The organism is Plantibacter sp. MMLR14_011, assembly GCF_001865025.1.
GTDB classification, from domain to species: domain Bacteria; phylum Actinomycetota; class Actinomycetes; order Actinomycetales; family Microbacteriaceae; genus Plantibacter; species Plantibacter flavus_A.
On sequence record NZ_MJGW01000061.1, the window covers coordinates 85969 to 102307 of the forward strand.

The window sequence follows — 16339 nt, forward strand, 5'->3', positions numbered from 1 at the left end:
CGGCTCATGGGTGGAGGAGGTCGATCACAGCGACGTTGATCGAGGTCGCAGCGTACGCGGGCATACCGTGATACTACATATTTCAGGTGGCGATACGCCTGACGCGGGCCGTCAGGCGACGTCGATGACGGTCACGCCCGTCGAGCGGTCGCCGGACGCGAGAGCGACGAGTGCGGCAGGAGCCTCGTCGAGGCCGATGCGGTGTTCGATGAGATCCTGCGGACGCAGCGCACCGCTCGAGACGAGGTCGAGCAGTTCCGAGTAGTCGGAAGCCGGCATGCCGTGACTGCCGTGCAGTGACAGCTCCTGCGAGATGATGCGCGGCAGCGGGAGTGTCGGTTCGCTCGAGAACAGGCCGATCTGCACCTGACGGCCCATCGGCGCCAGCGCGAGGAGGCTGAGGCGCATCGTGGACTCACGTCCGAGGGCTTCGACCGACACCTGCACGCCCATGGGTGCGGCTTCGGCGATGCGCGCGAGGACGGCGGCCTCGTCGAGTCCGCTCGAGTCGATCGTGTGCGTGACGCCGATCGACGCCGCGCGCGCCAGGGCCGAGGCGTCGATGTCGACGGCGATGACCTCGGCACCGAGCGCGACGCCGATCATGGCGGCGCTCAGCCCCACGCCGCCGCAGCCGACGACGAGCAGGCGCTCCCCGCTGCGGAGCCCGGCGCGGTGGACGAGCCCGCGGAAGGCCGTCGCGAACCGGCACCCGAGGAGGGCGGCGGCACCGGCGTCGAGGGACTCCGGCACCGGGATGAGGTTCACGTCCGCGTCGTGCAGGGCGACGAGCTCGGCGTAGGAACCCCAGTGGGTGAAGCCCGGCTGCGTCTGGTTCGGGCAGACCTGCCCGTTCCCGGCGAGGCACTGGGCGCAGCGTCCGCACGCGCACACGAAGGGCACCGTGACGCGGTCGCCCACGCGGAACCGCTCGACGGCGGGGCCGACCGCATGGATGCGCCCGACGAGTTCGTGGCCGGGCACGTGGGGGAGGGCGATGCCGTCGTCGTGCCCGAGCCAGCCGTGCGCATCGCTCCGGCAGAGACCCGTGGTCTCCACGCGCACGACGACGCCGGCGTCGGACGGCACCGGATCCGGCACGTCGCGGACCTCGGGCTCGGCGGTGAACTGGTCGTAGACGACGGCGCGCATGGAAGTCCTCGGTGCGTGGCGGGGCGGGAACGGAACGGTGGGCTGGTGGTGGCCGAACGGCCTAGATCTCGACCTCGACGGGCTCCGTCACGAGGTCGATGACGCCGCTCAGGATCTCGTTCGGACGGAACGGGTAGCGGTTGATCTCGGCCTCGTCACTGATGCCCGTGAGCACGAGGATGGTGTGGAGACCGGCCTCGATGCCCGCGACGATGTCGGTGTCCATGCGGTCGCCGATCATGCCGGTGTTCTCCGAGTGCGCGCCGATCTTGTTGAGCGCCGATCGGAACATCATCGGGTTCGGCTTGCCGACGACGTAGGGCTCCATGCCGGTGGCCTTCGTGATGAGCGCCGCGATGGCACCGGTCGCCGGAAGCGGACCGTCCTTGCTCGGTCCGGTCGCGTCCGGGTTCGTCACGATGAAGCGCGCGCCGCCGGCGATGAGGCGGATCGCCTTGGTGATGGCCTCGAACGAGTAGTTGCGGGTCTCGCCGACGACCACGTAGTCGGGGTTCGTCTCCGTCATGGTGAAGCCGGCCTCGTGGATGGCCGTGGTGATCCCGGCCTCCCCGATGACGAACGCCGAGCCGCCCGGCTCCTGCTCGGCCAGGAAGGCGGCCGTCGCGAGCGCGGAGGTCCAGATGAACTCCTCGGGCACGTCGAGCCCGGACGCACGCAGTCGGGCGCTCAGGTCGCGCGGGGTGAAGATCGAGTTGTTGGTGAGCACCAGGAAGGGCGTCCGCTGGTCCTGCCACTGCTGCAGGAGCGCGGCGGCGCCCGGGAGGGCGTGGTTCTCATGGACGAGCACGCCGTCCATGTCGGTGAGCCAGCATTCGACCTCGTCGCGTCGTGACATGCGTTCCTCCAGGTGCTCCGTGCGGGCTGCGCGAGCGCTGCGCCGCGGGGGTGGCGCGGCGTCGGGCCCGGACCTCCAGTGTGGCACGGCGCGGGTAGGGTTGGCTGGTGCCAGAGACCCCGCTCCACCCGGACGACCCGGTCGCCGGCCCCGATCAGGCCGGGAGCCCGACGGCCGGCGTCGGTCCATGGCAGGGGGAGTGGCCGGACGACCCCTGGTACGACCCCGAGCTGCTGCGCGAGGGCGACACCCGGAACGTCGTCGACCGCTACCGCTACTGGTCGATGGAGGCCATCGTCGCCGACATCGACGACCACCGCCATCCGTTCCACGTCGCCATCGAGAACTGGCAGCACGACATGAACATCGGGTCGATCGTGCGCACCGCCAACGCGTTCGCGGCCGACACCGTCCACATCGTCGGCCGCCGTCGGTGGAACAAGCGCGGAGCCATGGTGACCGATCGCTACCAGCACGTCGAGCACCACGTCGACGTCGCGGCGCTCGTCGCCTGGGCGTCGGCGGCCGAGCTGCCGATCATCGCGATCGACAACGTGCCGGGCTCGGTCCCGATCGAGACGTTCCGGCTTCCCGAGCGGTGCCTCCTGCTCTTCGGACAGGAGGGGCCTGGGCTCTCGCCGGAGGCGCTCGCCGCGGCCGACGCGGTGCTCGAGATCACCCAGTTCGGGTCGACGAGATCGATCAACGCCTCAGCGGCGGCAGCCGTCGCGATGCACGCCTGGGTCATGCAGCACGTCTCCTTCGACGCGTCCTGATCGGGTTGGCCCCCGTCCGCGGGTGGTTTCGAACGGCACCCGTGTGCGTACCTCAGGAACACCTCAAGATTCCCTCAATTGCCCCCGAGGTCCCCCAAAGTGCCGACACCCCCCGGCATACTGTCTAGCGGAGCAACACTCCACCGCTGAACCCGAATCCCTCCGGCACCCGAAGCCACCGAGGGCCACCGCACGGACCCGAATCCGTGCGGTGCGAATCGGCGGTCACCCGAAGGATGAATCGAAGATGAAGCACCGCTCTGCCCTGGGAGTCTCGCCCGAACGAGGAACCCACCCGTCCAAGGTCCGCGGCGTCGCCGCGCTCGCCGTCCCCGCCGCCCTCGCGGTCGCCCTCATCGTCGGCGTCGCCGCGCCGGCTCAGGCCGAGGCCCGGGTCGACGAGGCGTCGAGCTCGATCAGTGCGACGCAGCCCGGTTCGAGCGAGCTCATCGCTCCGGCCGGCGCGTTGTTCGCATCGCTCCTCATCTGGGGGGCCGGAGCCGCCTTCGCGACGCGTCGTCGGATGCTCGCCGAACAGCGCGAGGAGGCGTCGCTGCTCTCCCGCTGAGCAGCGCGCTGCACCCGCAGCTGATCGCCGTGGCCCGAACCACGACGCTCAGCTGCTCCAGACGGAACGCGCCCGTTCCGTCGCACCGGTGGCCGCCGGGAGTCCCCCCACTCCCGGCGGCCTCCGGTGTTTCCGGGGTGTGTCGGCGGGGTCTTCGCACCGGACGAACGCCGGTCCTTCCGGTGGCTCGACGACCGTTCCGAGAATCTGCCGCGTTCCGCGTCATGATCGCGCCTCCAGTCGATCACTCAAGGGAGTGCAACGCTGTCGGGCGGACCCGAATCCGGACCGACGCGGCGCTCAGACGCCGACGTCGAACGATGCCCGACCCGAATGGGCGTCGCACGCAGCAGGCCGACCACACGCGCCGGAGCGTCGTCCGACCCGAGGACGACGCTCCTGCGCGGGCTCCTGCGCGCTCGACGGCTGCCTAGCCGATGAGGCTCGGCCGGAGGTCGCGCAGCGTCCTGGCGTGCGTCATCCGCGTCACGCCGATCGCCGAGAGGCTCAGTGCGATCGCCAGCCAGGCCAGCAGGACTCCGGCGTCCTGCAGGGCGGCGTCCATCCGTCCCCCGTACATCAACTGGCGCATGCCGTCGACGGCGTAGGACATCGGGAGCACATGGTGCAGTGCGGCCAGCGGCGCCGGGAGTGTCTGCCACGGGAACGTGCCTCCGGCCGTGACGAGCTGGGCGACCATGAGCACGAGGCCGAGGAACTGTCCGACGCTGCCGAACCACACGTTGAGCGTCAGGATGATCGCCGCGAAGGTGAGGGACGCGAGCGCCATCATCCCGTAGGTCGCGAGCGGGTTGTGGACCTCGAAGTGCAGGGCGCCGGCGAGGATCCCGAACAGCGCGACCATCTGGATCGTGCCGAGGAGGCCGGGCGTGAGCCAGCCGGCGACGGTCACCTTGATGGGGCTGTGGAGCGCCGTGATCGCGCGCCGCGAGACCGGCTTGACGATGAGGAAGAGCGCGTAGATGCCGATCCAGGCGGCGAGGCTGACGAAGAACGGCGCGAGTCCCGCTCCGTAGGTGCCCGCGCTCGTCACGGAGGAGTTGGTCAGCTTGACCGGGTCGGCGATCGTCTTGGCCTGGAGTTCGCGGGAGTCCGCGGTGGTCGCTGGGATGGCGTCCGCGCCGGACTGCAGACCGTCGCGGAGGGTGACGATGCCGTCACGGAGGGTGCCGAGGCCCGTCTGCAGGGTCGTGAGGCCGGTCTGCAGCGACGCCGCGCCGTCGGCGGCCTGCTGCGTCCCCGAGGCGAGCGCGGGCATCGCGTCACTCAGCGTCCGGGCGCCTCCGGCGACCTGCTGGGCACCGCTGTTGAGCTGGTCGACCTGTGAGACGACGGTCTGGACGCGCTCGTTCGCCGTCGTGGCGTCGGCTGCCACCGGGTCGAGGAGCGCCAGCACCTGGGCGATCTGCTCGGGGGTGAAGCCGTTCTCCGCGAGCGTCTGTGAGATCTGGGCGCGGGCCGTGGGGATCGAGTCGACGAGTCGCTGGGCGGCTGCTCCGACCTCGTCACCCTTGCCGGCGAGCGTCGACGTCCCGGACGCCACCTGCTCGGCACCCGAGGCCAGTTGATCGGTCTGCGAGGGCAGACTGGCCGTCCCCGCGGCGATCTGGGCCGTGCCGGACGCGAGGGTCGCAGCGCCGGCCTGGGCGGTCCCGGCGCCGTCGAAGGCCTGCTGTGCGCCGTCGGCCAGCTGCGTGGCGCCCGAGGTGGCGTCGACGAGCTTCGTCTTGATCGTGTCGAGAGCGATGAGGAACCGGCCGGCGGCCTGACGGTTGACCGTCTGCACGATGGTCGCCTTGATCTGCTTGACGGCCTGCTCGCCGATCGTCGTCGCCAGGTAGCTGTTGGCGTCGTTGGTCGTGAGCTGCACCGTCGCCTGCTGCGGGGCGTCGCCCGACACGGAGGTGAGTGAGGTCGAGAAGTCGGCGGGGATCGTGACGCTGAAGTCGAAGGTCCCGTCGTTCACGCCCCGTGCGGCGTCGGCCGCGCTGACCTCGTGCCAGGCGAACGAGCCGTCCTCGATGAGCTGGTCGGCGATGTCGTCGCCGTAGTTCTCCGTCTCACCGGTCGCGTCGCCGGTGGTGTCGTCGGTCGCCGGCGCACCGGTGTCCTCGACGACGAGGGCGACGGGCACCTGGTCGAGCTTGGCGTACGGGTCCTGGTTCGCCCAGAGGTACAGGCCGCCGTAGAGCAGCGGGACGCACATGAGGGCGACGAGGGCGAGTCGCGACATGGGCGTGGCCCACAGGCGGGACAGTTCGGCGCGGATCATCGCGAAGATCTTCACAGGAGGTCCTTCTGGGGACGGGTGGTGCGGGATGAGGTGGTGGCTGGACGGTGGTGGTGCACGGTGTGCGTCACGACCAGTCCTGCTGGAAGAGGGGGACGAGTTCGTCCGTGGCGTTCTCGGACACCGGGGCGTCCGCGGTGGCGTTGATGGCTGTCGCCGAAGCGTCGCCGGCGATCACGAGGACGCCGTAGCCGCGGGCGGCGAGCTTGCGGGCGAGGTTCCACCACTCGAGCGGGTCGCCGCCGTGGCGGTCGGGGGAGACGAGGACGAGTGCGGTGACGTCCTCCCGGAGGACCGCGAGCTCGGTGAGGAGCCGCACGCGGTCGGTCGGCGCGACGGTCGAGATCGGCTGCTTCGCGAGGTGTGCGAGGTCGAGCGACTCGAGGAACCGCGCGACGGCGAAGGGGTGGCTCGCCCGGCCGGCGAACATGAGCTCCTCGGCGACGACGCCGGAGACCGCGACGCCGCTGGCCGGTTCGGAGACGTCGGGCGCGTCGATGAGGGCGATCACGCGGCGCATCGTCTTGCGGTCGGTCGCTCCGTCGACGAGGACGCTCCCGGTGTCGGGCTTCATCCGGCCGGAGGCGATGAGGCCGAGGACGGTCGGCCGCTGCTCGGTCTCGGCGCGGGCGAAGGTCGCCTCGCCCGTCCGGAAGGAGAGGGAGGTCGGCTCGAGGACGATGCCGCCCTTGCCCTTGGAGACGCCGTCGAGTTCAACGCGCATGGGAGGGCTCCTCGTTCGTGGCGGTGCCTGTGGTGTGGCGGTGGGTGTCTGCGTGTCCGGTGTCGGCGCGGTCGGCGACCGCCGTGGCGTCCTGCCACGACAGGCCGACCGCCCCGAGGGTGGCGAGCATGACGAGGCGGCGGCCGGCGCTCGTCGAGAGGCCGGACCGGGTCGCCTCTTCCAGTACCCCGACGGCCGTGCTCTCGACGAGTCGGGCGAGGACGCCGGCGTCGATGTCGGGGCGGATGGAACCGTCCGCGACACCGGCCTCGACGGTGCGGAGGAGGAGGGTCCGAACGGGTTCGAGGGCTGCCGCCGTGACGGCGCGGAGCGGCCCGCGGACGGCGAGCGGCGCCATGATCCGGACGTGGTCCACCTGGGCCCACAGCACGTCGCCGATGAGCGCGATGGTGGTGAGCGGGTCCTCGCCTCGGACGGCCGTGATCGACGCGGCGACGCGCTCGGCCCCAGCCACGACGACGGCGTTCACGAGCTCGTCGCGCGTGGCGAAGTGTCCGTACACCGAACGGCGGGTGAGGCCGGCGGCGGCCGCGATGGTCTCGAGGCTGGCGTCGGGGTCGCTGCGGAGCGCCAGGCGGGCGGCTTCGAGCAGCGCGAGGCGGTTCTCCGCGGCGTCGCGACGAGGGGCGCGCGACCCGCTCGCAGGCGCTTGGGTGGTGGTCATGACAGCGATCGTACTATCTTGCACAGCGGTGTGCAATATCGATGTCGATGGATGCGGCGAGCTCTCAGCGAGGGCTGCCAGCTTCCTCCCACGCCGGGCTCCGGGAACGGAGCTATGGTTGAACGATGACCGGTGAGAATCTGATGGCAACCCCTCCGACACTGCTGCCGGACGACAGCGCCACCGATGCCGAGTTCCACGCGGCCGTCGGTTCGATCGAGGCGCTGGCGGACCTCCTCGCGGCCCACCCCCGCTCCTCGCTCGGCTGGGCACTCCTCGCCGACGCCGTCCACGACCCGCAGTCGCCGATCCCCGGCTACGCGGCCGCGCGGGTCGGGTACCACCGCGGCCTGGACTCGCTCCGTGCCGCCGGCTGGCGCGGTCAGGGCCCGATCCCGTGGTCGCACGCGCCGAACCGCGGGGTGTTGCGCTCGCTCTACGCGCTCCGCCGCTCCGCGAAGGCGATCGGCGAGACCGAAGAGGTCGAGCGTCTCGACGCCTTCCTGCGTGAGGCCGACCCCACCGCGTCGGAGGAGATCGAATACCTCGTCGCGGCGGCGGCACCGCCGACCTCCGCGATCGTCATCCTCGGCTCCGACTAGCGGCTTCCCCGGTCCCTGAGCCTGTCGAAGGGCCTACAGGCCGAGCGACTCCAGGTACGCCGCCGTGTCCTGCCAACCGTGCACGGCCACCGACGGCACCCCGAGCGCGAGGACCGGGTAGTCGTTGCCGCCCTCGTCGAGACGGTCGCCGACGAAGACCATCTCCTCCAGCGGGATGCCCGTGTGCTCGGCGAGCCGCGTCATGCCGAACGCCTTGTCGACGCCCGCCATGGTGATGTCGACGGAGGTCGAGCCGCCGGAGCGGACCTCGAGGTCGGGGAGCAAGGCCTGCACGGCGGCGCGCAGCGACTCCTTCTTCGCGCCGTCGGGGTCCCAGGCGGTCTTCTCGGCGACCGGCGCTGCCTGCCCGAGGGCGGAGAAGGTGATCTGCGAGCCGCGGTCCTCGAGGATCGGTCCCCAGGTCTCGTCGGCCCAGAGGCCGAGTCGCTTGGCCTCGGTCTCGAGCGCGCCCATGGCTCGGGCCTTCTGGTCGTCGGTGAGGTCGTGCTTGTAGACGGTGACCCACGCGGTGCCGTCGAAGCGGTCGTACCGGGTGCCGCAGGTGGGCATGAGGTGCAGTCGGCCGAGGGCCTCGGGCGACGCGGCTCCGAGCCGGTCGAGCACCTGGTTCTGGAACTGCACGATCTGGCCGCCCGAGATGATGCACACCGAGGTGCGTTCGAGGAGCGCGACGAACAGTTCGGCCATGCGAGGGTCGAGCGCGGACTTCGACGGGGCGAGGGTGTCGTCGAGGTCGAAGGCGACGAGGCGCGGCAGGGAGGTCATGGGTTCCGTTCGGTCGGTCGAGAGGACGGTCGTCGAGGGCCATCGGCAGGCAGGACGGCCGCCCGAGGCCTGAACATCCCCTCATGGTATCGAGCGCAGCCCGGGACTCGGTGCCCGTGACCCTCCTCCGGTACGATGGACGGGTGCGTGCACGAGACGCCCGCCCGCAGAGGATGGGCGTCCGGCCTGTCAGGGCGTGGTTCCCCAGCGGATCCGCCGGGCACACGAGAATCCGGAAGGGGCGGCATCCAGATGCCAGCAATCGTGATCGTCGGCGCCCAGTGGGGCGACGAAGGCAAGGGGAAGGCCACCGACCTGCTCGGTGACCGCATCGACTACGTCGTGAAGTTCAACGGCGGCAACAACGCGGGGCACACGGTCGTCATCGGTGACGAGAAGTACGCGCTCCACCTCCTGCCGTCCGGCATCCTGACGAGCGGCGTCGTCCCCGTCATCTCCAACGGTGTCGTCATCGACATCGAGGTGCTGTTCCACGAGCTCGAGGCGCTCCAGGCCCGCGGCATCGACGTCTCGCGCCTCCTCGTGAGCGCCAACGCGCACGTCATCACCCAGTACCACCGCACCATCGACAAGGTGACGGAGCGCTTCCTCGGCAAGCGCCAGATCGGCACCACCGGCCGTGGCATCGGCCCGGCCTACGCCGACAAGATCAACCGCGTCGGCATCCGCATCCAGGACCTCTTCGACGAGAACATCCTGCGCCAGAAGGTCGAGGGCGCCCTCGACCAGAAGAACCACCTGCTGGTCAAGGTCTTCAACCGCCGCGCCATCACGGTCGACGAGATCGTGGCCGACCTCCTCGCCTACGCCGAGCGACTCCGCCCGATGGTGGCCGACACCGCGCTGGTGCTGAACGAGGCGCTCGACGACGGCAAGATCGTCCTCTTCGAGGGTGGGCAGGCCACGATGCTCGACGTCGACCACGGCACCTACCCCTTCGTCACCTCCTCCAACGCGACCTCGGGTGGTGCGGCCACCGGCTCCGGTGTCGCCCCGAACCGCCTCGACCGCGTCATCGGCATCGTCAAGGCCTACACGACCCGCGTCGGCGCCGGCCCGTTCCCGACCGAGCTGTTCGACGAGTCCGGCGACTACCTCCGCTCGAAGGGCTTCGAGTTCGGCACGACGACCGGCCGCCCGCGTCGTGTCGGCTGGTACGACGCCCCGATCGCCCGGTATGCGGCGCGCATCAACGGCGTCACCGACTTCGTCCTGACGAAGCTCGACATCCTCGACGACCTCGCCACCATCCCGGTGTGTGTCGCCTACGAGGTCGACGGCGTCCGGGTCGACGAGGTGCCGGTCTCGCAGACCGACTTCCACCACGCCGTCCCGATCTACGAGGAGTTCCCCGGCTGGCAGGAGGACATCACCGGTGTCCGCCGCTTCGAGGACCTCCCGAAGAACGCCCAGGACTACGTGCTGGCGCTCGAGGCGATGAGCGGTTCGCGCATCTCCGCGATCGGCGTGGGTCCCGGCCGCGATGCGATCGTCGTGCGGCACGACCTCGTCGACTGATCCGAGCAGCGAACGACGAGCGTCGAACGCACCATGGTGGACGAATCCAGTCAGCCGTCCCTGCCCGGGCTGCCACCGGTCGAGGAGCTCACGAGCGGTGAGGTCAGGCCTCGCCCGGCGGTGCGTGCCCAGCGCGACACCGGAGCGCTCGACCCACGGGTCCGGCGCGCCCTGGCGACGCTCGACGACGATCCCGACCTCTCGCTCGTCACCCTCGCGAACGCGCTCGGGATCACCCGTGCGACGCTCATCCGGATCGTGCGTGAGGCGATCGGCATGACCCCGAAGGAGTACGCGGCAGGCGTCCGTGCCCGCCGCGCCTCCTGAGCGGGCGCCGATGTCAGACGGCGCAGGTGGGAGACTGTGGGGGTGAGCGACGACAACCCCTACCTCCTGCTCGGTTCCTACACCTCGGAGGCCGACGGCACCGGTGCCGGCATCAGCCTGCTGCGCCAGGACGAGGCGGGCACCCTCCGCCTCGTGCAGTCGTCGGAGGCGCAGTCGCCGTCGTTCCTGACCCTGCACCCGACGCTGCCGATCGTCTACGCCGCGAGCGAGTCGACCGGGGCCGTCGAAGCGTTCAAGCGCTCCGGCGGGTTCGGGCTCGCGCCGTTCGGCAAGCCCATCGAAGCCGGCGACTCCGTGTGCCACGTCGCGACGGTCCCCGGTGCCGACGTCCTCATCGCGAGTTGCTACGGCGACGGTCGGGTCGTGACCGTCCCGCTCGCGGAGAACGCGGCGTTCGCCGGCGACCCACGTCTCGGCGAGGCGTCCGTCGACCCCTGGGCGTCGCCCACCGCACTCGCCGCCGAATCCGCGGACGCCGGCGAGGACGCGCTCACGCTCCTCGCGCTGGAGGCCGCTGTCGGCGAGGCACTGCCGTCCCGACCGTCGCGCGCGCACGCCTCGGCGCTCCTCCCGGACGGCCGCATCGCGACCACCGACCTCGGCCACGACACGGTCCGCATCTGGCAGCTCCGTGGGTCGCGGTTGGTGCTCGACCACACCGTCGTGTTTCCGCGCGGCACGGGTCCGCGACACCTCGTCGTCCACCCGAGCGGCCACCTCCACGTCATCACCGAGTACTCGGTCGAGGTCTTCACGCTCGGCGTCGACGGCACCGACGGGCACTGGCACATCCTCGCGGCGACCGTCGCGACCTCGGAGGGCGTGTCCGAGGGCGACACGGGTGCCGAGATCAGCCTCGCCGCCTCGCGCGAGCAGCTGCACGTCGGCGTCCGCGGGAGCGACCGCATCGCGACGTTGCGCGTCACCGGCGACGGTTCGCGGGTCGAGGCCGTGGCCGACGTCGAGTGCGGCGGGACGATGCCGCGTCACCACCGGGAGTCGGGCCGCTTCCTGCACGTCGCGAACCAGCTGTCGAACTCCATCGCGAGCTTCCGGCTCGACGAGCGCACGGGCGTCCCGACGACACTCCTCGGGACGCTCGACGCCGGTTCGCCCACCTGCCTCATCCTCGCCTGACCGCGAGACCGGTCCTCGCCCGACGCCCGTCACCGGATACGGTGGAACGGTGACCGCACGACGCCCTGAGCCCCGCCCCATCGACGGCCGGACCATCCGCCTCGAACCGCTGGACCGCGCGCACTATCCGGAGCTGTTCACGGCGATCGCGCACCCGGAGGTGTTCGCCGGTGGCTACGGCGGCGGGCCTGCGGGGTTGCCGACGACGCAGGCCGAGTTCGACGCCTTCGCGGACGGCTACTTCACGACCGGGGTGCGGAACACCTACGTCATCCGGCTCGTCGGCGGCGAACACGACGGGCTCCTCGTCGGCACGTCCACCCTCGGGGACTTCGACGAGCCGGGGGAGGCGGCCCACCTCGGTTGGACGGCGTACGACCCGGGCGTCTGGGGCACCGCCGTCAACGCCGAGACGAAGCTGCTGCTCCTCGGGCTCGCCTTCGACGCGGGCTTCGGCCGGGTGAAGATCCAGGCCGATGAGCGCAACGAGCGCTCACGCACCGCGATCCTGCGCCTCGGGGCCACGTTCGAGGGGCTCATCCGCCGCGACAAGCAGCGGGCGGACGGCACGTGGCGGACCACCGCGCTGTTCTCCGTGATCGCCGAGGAGTGGCCGGAGGTCCGGGCCGGTCTCGAGGAACGCCTCGCCCGGAGCCCCGGCCCAGTCGCCCTCCGCGGCTGACGCGGCCCCGGAGCCCCCCGCCCGGTCCCTGAGCTTGGCGATGGGCACTGTTCACCTGCGCGACACCGGCAGGCCCCGATCGCGCTACGTCGCGACCCTAGCTTGTCCTCCAGACGACGGACGCGGTATCCGACGGCCCGACAGCACGGGCGGCCGCCGACGTCACTGGAGGAACCGTGAACACCAGGCGTATGACCGCCCTCGCCATCGTCGCACTCGCAGCGACCGCGCTCACCGCATGCTCCGCCGGAGCGGACACCGGAGCCGGCTCCGACGTCGACGCCAAGACGGCGACCTCCGCCGAGGACTTCGGCGGGATGGACGCGCTCGTCGAAGCGGCGAAGGCCGAGGGCCAGCTGAACGTCATCGCCCTCCCCGACACCTGGGCGAACTACGGGAAGATCATCTCCGCGTTCGAGGACAAGTACGACATCACGGTCAACTCGGCCGACCCCGACGTCTCGAGTGCCGAGGAGATCACGGCCGCGAAGAACCAGCAGGGCCAGGACACCGCTCCCGACGTCTTCGACCTCGGCTCCGCCGTCGCCCTCGACAACCTCAAGCAGTTCGCGCCGTACCAGGTCGCCAACTGGGACGACATCCCGGAGGGCTCGAAGGAGAAGACCGGCCTGTGGGTGTACGACTACACCGGCCTCGTCTCCATCGGCTACGACGCGGACGCCGTCCCCGCGCCGAAGTCGCTCGACGACCTCCTCGGCTCCGAGTTCGCGGGCAAGGTCGCGCTGAACGGCGACCCGACCCAGGCCGGTGCCGCCGCGGCCGGCGTCTACCTCGCCGCCCTGCAGTCCGGTGGTTCGGCCGACGACATCCAGCCCGGTGTCGACTTCTTCCAGAAGCTCAACCAGGCGGGCAACTTCCTGCCGCTCGACCCGACCCCGGCGACGATCGCCTCGGGTGAGACCCCCGTCGTGATCGACTGGAGCTACAACAACCTCGCCGCCGCGACCGAGAACGAGGGCCAGCGCAACTGGAAGACCACCGTCCTCCCGGGTTCGGCCGTCGGCAGCTACTACAACCAGGCCATCAACGTGGACGCGCCGCACCCCGCGGCCGCGCGACTCTGGCAGGAGTTCATCTTCAGCCCCGAGGCGCAGAACCTGTACCTCGCCGCCGGCGCGTACCCCTCGACCCTCGCCGCGATGGTCGAGGCCGACACCGTCGACCAGAAGGCGCTCGACGCCGTGGGCGAGATGCCCGCGGACCTCGTGCAGTTCACGCCCGAGCAGACCGAGCAGGCCACCTCGCTGCTCGCCGAGAAGTGGGCGGCAGCGATCTCCTGATGACCACCTCCGCCACCCGGCGGAGTGAGGCGGGGTCGGCACACGCCGGCCCCGCCGTCTCGCTCCCGCCCACCGACGCATCGGACGCCTCGGCCGAACCCGCTGCGGCGCGCCCCCGCCGCCGTCCGCGCTGGGCGCTCCTCGGCCTGACGCCGTTCGCGCTGTACGCCCTGCTCTTCCTCGCGGTCCCGACGTTCCTCGCCCTCGCCACCGGCTTCTTCGACGGCGACGGCGCGTTCACGCTCGACAACCTCACGGCGCTCGCCGAACCGGCGGTCCTCGGGGCCTTCGCCAGCTCCTTCTGGGTCTCCGCCGTCACCGCGGTCGCCGGAGCCGTCGTCGGAGCCCTCGTCTGCTACGCGCTCCTCGCGGTCCGGCCCGACGGACTCATCCGCACCTTCGTCGATGCGGCTTCGAGCGTCCTCGCCCAGTTCGGTGGCGTCATGCTCGCCTTCGCCTTCATCGCGACCATCGGCATCCAGGGCCTCGTCACCGTGTTCCTCAAGGACCGCCTCGGGGTCGACCTCTTCGCCGACGGCGTGTGGCTCTACCAGGTCCCAGGCCTCCTCCTGCCGTACCTGTACTTCCAGGTGCCGCTCATGGTCATCACCTTCATGCCGGCGATGGAGGGGTTGAAGCGGACCTGGTCCGAGGCGAACGCGACCCTCGGCGGCACCCGCTTCACCTACTGGACCCGGATCGCGATGCCGATCCTCGCCCCCTCCTTCCTCGGGTCGCTCCTGCTGTTGTTCGCGAACGCGTTCTCGAGCTATGCGACCGCCGCCGCGCTCATCAGCCAGGGGGCGCAGATCGTGCCACTCCAGATCCGCGGTGCCCTCATCAGCGAGACCGTCCTCGGCCGGGAGAACCTCGCCGGTTCGCTCGCGATCGGGATGATCGTCGTGATGGTCGTCATGATGACGGCCTACTCCGCCCTCCAGGCGCGCACGGAACGGTGGCAGCGATGAGCGCCGTCCGCGACTCGGCCACGCCGTCGAAGCTCACGAGCCGGGTCATCCTCGTCGTCGTCGCGGTGGTGTTCGCCGTCCCGATCCTGTCGATGGTCGAGTTCACCCTGCGCGCCGGGATCGACGGCGGCCACGACCTCGGCCACTGGGCCGCCATCCTCGACCCGGAGAACTCGCGGAAGTACCGGGTGCTCTTCCAGGGCATCGGCAACTCCGTCGTGCTCGCCGCGGTGACCGTGCTGATCGTCGTGGTGCTCCTGCTGCCGACGATGATCCTCGTCAAGCTCCGCTTCCCGAAGCTGCAGCGGGTCCTCGAGTTCGTCTGCATCATCCCGATCACCGTGCCGGCCATCGTGCTCGTCGTCGGACTCGCGCCGGTCTACTCGGTCGTGGCCAGGCTGCTCGGCAGTGCGCCGTGGACGCTCGCGTTCGCGTACGGGATCACGGTGCTGCCGTACGCCTACCGGGCGATCGCCGCGAACCTGCAGTCGGTCGACGTCGGCACCCTCGCCGAGGCCGCGCGCACGCTCGGCGCCGGCTGGGGGACCGTCCTCGTCCGCGTCCTGCTGCCCAACCTGCGTCGCGGCGTGCTGACGGCGTCGGTCATCTCGGTCGCCGTCGTCCTCGGTGAGTACACGATCGCCTCGCTCCTCGGACGCAACACGCTGCAGACCTCGCTCGTGCAGGTGTCGAAGAGCGACCCCTTCGTCGCGGTGGCCTTCGCCCTGCTGGCGCTCGCCTTCGCCTTCGTCCTGCTGTTCATCATCGGCCGCGTCGGATCGATCCGCCGCATCAGGGAGACACCATGACCACCATCGACCAGTCGGCACCCGCAGCGACGCCCGGAGACGGACGCCCGGCCGGCGCGGCGGTGCGGTTCGATCGCGTCGTGAAGGACTACGGAACGGGTGCCCGTGCCCTCGACGGCGTGAGCCTCGACCTCGCGCCCGGTGAGTTCGTCGCGTTGCTGGGGCCGTCGGGGTGCGGGAAGACGACCGCGCTCCGCAGCCTGGCGGGGCTCGAAGACATCACCTCGGGGAGCGTGCTCATCGACGGGGTCGACGTCGTGTCCGTGCCGACGAACAAGCGCGACCTCGGCATGGTGTTCCAGTCGTACTCGCTGTTCCCACACCTCACGGTGCTCGAGAACGTCGAGTTCGGCCTGCGCATGCGGAAGGTGCCGGCGGCCGAGCGACGGACGCGTGCCGCCGAGAGTCTCGACCTCGTCGGCCTCGGCCACCTCGCCGCCCGCTACGCCCACCAGCTCTCGGGCGGGCAGCAGCAGCGCGTCGCCCTCGCCCGGGCGTTGGTCACGCGTCCTCGGGTCCTCCTCCTCGACGAGCCGCTCAGCGCACTCGACGCCAAGGTGCGCGTCCAGCTGCGCGACGAGATCCGTCGGATCCAGTCGGAGCTGCAGATCACGACCCTCTTCGTCACGCACGACCAGGAGGAGGCGCTCGCCGTCGCCGACCGGGTCGCCGTCATGCGTGCCGGCGTCATCGAGCAGATCGGGACGCCGGAGGAGCTCTACTCGCGGCCGTCGTCGCCGTTCGTCGCGGAGTTCATCGGCCTGAGCAACCGGATCCCGGGTGTGCTCGTGCCCGGTGGGGTCGAGGTGCTCGGGCAGGTGCTCCCGGTGATCGGCGAGCAGCCGGGGGATGGTGCCGTCGTCGCGCTCGTCCGGCCTGAGGACGTCGTGTTCACCGACGCGACGGAGCCCACGGTCGGGTCTGCTGCGGTCGTGCTCACCTCGAGCTTCCTCGGCCCGGTGCGTCGCACGACCGTCGAGCTGCCGGACGGCACGCTGGTCGCGGTGCAGCACGGCGCGACGGAACGACTGGAGGCGGGGCAGTCCGTCCGCATCCGCTTCGCCGGTCGTCCCGTCCCGGTGCAGACGGCCTGAG

General features: G+C 70.9%; 17 protein-coding genes. 11 read left to right on the forward strand and 6 right to left on the reverse strand.

Annotated features, from left to right (window positions below; translation table 11 throughout):
* Window positions 1–111: 111 nt before the first annotated feature.
* Together BIU99_RS16345 and BIU99_RS16350 are read right to left on the reverse strand one after the other, a co-directional pair.
* Window positions 112–1152: a zinc-dependent alcohol dehydrogenase family protein gene (locus BIU99_RS16345; protein ID WP_064295545.1), complete on the reverse strand. Its 1041-nt coding sequence runs from the start codon at window positions 1150–1152 to the stop codon at window positions 112–114.
* Between the two features lie 61 nt (window positions 1153–1213).
* Entirely contained in the window at window positions 1214–2008 is a 795-nt protein-coding gene (locus BIU99_RS16350) for an HAD-IIA family hydrolase (RefSeq protein WP_071262240.1), read from the reverse strand.
* Window positions 2009–2115: 107 nt separating this feature from the next.
* Here BIU99_RS16350 and BIU99_RS16355 point away from each other — a divergent pair, with 107 nt between their 5' ends.
* Together BIU99_RS16355 and BIU99_RS16360 are read left to right on the forward strand one after the other, a co-directional pair.
* Window positions 2116–2784 carry a TrmH family RNA methyltransferase gene (locus BIU99_RS16355; RefSeq protein WP_071262241.1) on the forward strand — a complete coding sequence of 223 codons (669 nt, stop codon included), beginning with the start codon at window positions 2116–2118 and terminating at the stop codon, window positions 2782–2784.
* A gap of 247 nt (window positions 2785–3031) precedes the next feature.
* A complete protein-coding gene (locus BIU99_RS16360) occupies window positions 3032–3352 on the forward strand; it encodes a hypothetical protein (protein WP_064295548.1) in 321 nt (106 codons plus the stop codon).
* Window positions 3353–3782: 430 nt separating this feature from the next.
* Here the strand turns inward: BIU99_RS16360 and BIU99_RS16365 are convergent, their stop codons facing one another.
* The 3 genes from BIU99_RS16365 to BIU99_RS16375 all read right to left on the reverse strand — a co-directional run bounded on the left by BIU99_RS16365 (window position 3783) and on the right by BIU99_RS16375 (window position 7072).
* A complete protein-coding gene (locus BIU99_RS16365; RefSeq protein WP_071262242.1) occupies window positions 3783–5660 on the reverse strand; it encodes a YhgE/Pip family protein in 1878 nt (625 codons plus the stop codon).
* Between the two features lie 70 nt (window positions 5661–5730).
* Window positions 5731–6387: a hypothetical protein gene (locus BIU99_RS16370; RefSeq protein WP_071262243.1), complete on the reverse strand. Its 657-nt coding sequence runs from the start codon at window positions 6385–6387 to the stop codon at window positions 5731–5733.
* Entirely contained in the window at window positions 6377–7072 is a 696-nt protein-coding gene (locus BIU99_RS16375; protein WP_071262244.1) for a TetR/AcrR family transcriptional regulator, read from the reverse strand. The genes BIU99_RS16370 and BIU99_RS16375 overlap by 11 nt, the downstream gene beginning before the upstream one ends.
* Before the next feature lie 125 nt (window positions 7073–7197).
* Between BIU99_RS16375 and BIU99_RS16380 the strand changes: the two genes are divergently transcribed.
* Window positions 7198–7674 (forward strand): DUF3151 domain-containing protein, encoded by a 477-nt coding sequence (locus BIU99_RS16380; protein WP_071262245.1) that lies wholly within the window; start codon window positions 7198–7200, stop codon window positions 7672–7674.
* Window positions 7675–7707: 33 nt separating this feature from the next.
* Here BIU99_RS16380 and BIU99_RS16385 read toward each other — a convergent pair whose 3' ends face one another.
* The gene (locus BIU99_RS16385) at window positions 7708–8460 is read right to left on the reverse strand and encodes an HAD-IIB family hydrolase (protein ID WP_064295553.1); all 753 of its coding nucleotides are present in this window, start codon (window positions 8458–8460) and stop codon (window positions 7708–7710) included.
* Window positions 8461–8712: 252 nt separating this feature from the next.
* Between BIU99_RS16385 and BIU99_RS16390 the strand changes: the two genes are divergently transcribed.
* From BIU99_RS16390 to BIU99_RS16425, 8 genes are all read left to right on the forward strand, one after another.
* Window positions 8713–9999: an adenylosuccinate synthase gene (locus BIU99_RS16390; RefSeq protein WP_064295554.1), complete on the forward strand. Its 1287-nt coding sequence runs from the start codon at window positions 8713–8715 to the stop codon at window positions 9997–9999.
* Between the two features lie 33 nt (window positions 10000–10032).
* Window positions 10033–10326, forward strand: coding sequence for a winged helix-turn-helix transcriptional regulator (locus BIU99_RS16395; protein WP_064295555.1), 294 nt, complete (start codon window positions 10033–10035; stop codon window positions 10324–10326).
* Between the two features lie 42 nt (window positions 10327–10368).
* Window positions 10369–11484: a beta-propeller fold lactonase family protein gene (locus tag BIU99_RS16400; protein WP_071262246.1), complete on the forward strand. Its 1116-nt coding sequence runs from the start codon at window positions 10369–10371 to the stop codon at window positions 11482–11484.
* Window positions 11485–11533: 49 nt separating this feature from the next.
* Window positions 11534–12166, forward strand: a complete 633-nt coding sequence (locus BIU99_RS16405) for a GNAT family N-acetyltransferase (RefSeq protein ID WP_071262247.1) — start codon at window positions 11534–11536, stop codon at window positions 12164–12166.
* A gap of 191 nt (window positions 12167–12357) precedes the next feature.
* Window positions 12358–13467 (forward strand): ABC transporter substrate-binding protein, encoded by a 1110-nt coding sequence (locus tag BIU99_RS16410; RefSeq protein ID WP_064296115.1) that lies wholly within the window; start codon window positions 12358–12360, stop codon window positions 13465–13467.
* Complete coding sequence (locus tag BIU99_RS16415; RefSeq protein ID WP_071262276.1) at window positions 13467–14435, forward strand: ABC transporter permease subunit; 969 nt, start codon at window positions 13467–13469, stop codon at window positions 14433–14435. The genes BIU99_RS16410 and BIU99_RS16415 overlap by 1 nt, the downstream gene beginning before the upstream one ends.
* Window positions 14432–15244 carry an ABC transporter permease gene (locus BIU99_RS16420; RefSeq protein WP_071262275.1) on the forward strand — a complete coding sequence of 271 codons (813 nt, stop codon included), beginning with the start codon at window positions 14432–14434 and terminating at the stop codon, window positions 15242–15244. The genes BIU99_RS16415 and BIU99_RS16420 overlap by 4 nt, the downstream gene beginning before the upstream one ends.
* A complete protein-coding gene (locus BIU99_RS16425) occupies window positions 15241–16338 on the forward strand; it encodes an ABC transporter ATP-binding protein (RefSeq protein ID WP_071262248.1) in 1098 nt (365 codons plus the stop codon). Before BIU99_RS16420 ends, BIU99_RS16425 begins: the two co-directional genes overlap by 4 nt.
* Window position 16339 lies beyond the last annotated feature (1 nt).